At 45.2% G+C, this 1032-nt stretch carries 1 protein-coding gene; it reads right to left on the reverse strand.

Annotated elements, in window-relative coordinates; genetic code table 11:
- A partial coding sequence (nusA, locus tag R7P67_RS26565; RefSeq protein WP_318086549.1) for a transcription termination factor NusA occupies positions 1 to 1032 on the reverse strand: 1032 nt, incomplete at both ends.

The following is a 1032-nucleotide window of genomic DNA, read 5'->3' on the forward strand; positions in this document are numbered from 1 at the left end:
CAACAAGCAGCTGAGCAAAGTCTTCTTCGATGTCTAGGTACTTCATGAAGTTTTCGATAGACGCTTGTGATTCTTCAGCGTGTTTCTTCTGAAGATCTGCAACTGTCATTACGTTTAGTTCCCAACCCGTTAGCTGAGATGCTAAACGTACGTTCTGACCGTTACGACCGATAGCCTGTGCTAGGTTGTCGGCTTCAACTGCGATGTCCATTGAGTGTGCATCTTCATCCACGATGATAGAAGCTACGTCTGCTGGAGCCATTGCGTTGATAACGAATTGAGCTGGGTTATCATCCCAAAGCACGATATCGATACGCTCACCACCAAGCTCACCAGAAACAGCTTGTACACGTGCGCCACGCATACCAACACACGCCCCAACAGGGTCAATACGGTTGTCATTTGTTTTCACTGCGATCTTAGCGCGAGAACCAGGATCACGAGCAGCGCCTTTCAGTTCGATGATTTCTTCAGCGATCTCTGGAACTTCTACACGGAATAGTTCTTCAAGCATTTCAGGCTTAGAACGAGTGATAAACAATTGGAAACCACGCGCTTCTGGAGCAACTTTGTACAGAAGACCACGTACACGGTCACCTGGACGGAAATTTTCACGAGGAAGTTGGTCATCACGTAGGATTACCGCTTCTGCGTTGTTACCTAAGTCAAGAACGATTGTGTCGCGGTTTACCTTCTTAACAACACCAGTGATTAGATCACCTTCGTTGTCGATAAACTGCTCAACGATTTGTGCACGTTCAGCTTCACGAACTTTTTGTACAATAACTTGCTTAGCCGTTTGAGTCGTAATACGGTCAAACGTTACTGATTCGATTTCATCTTCTACGTAATCGCCTAGCTCAACTGAATCATCTTCATATTGAGCAGCTTCTAGAGAGATCTCTTTCGTTGGGCTTTCTACTTGGTCAACAACCAACCAACGACGGTAAGTTACAAACTCACCAGTTTTACGGTCAATAGCAACACGAACGTCGATTTCGATTTCGTACTTTTTCTTTGTAGAAGTTGCTA

Source organism: Vibrio sp. Vb0937, from assembly GCF_033338855.1.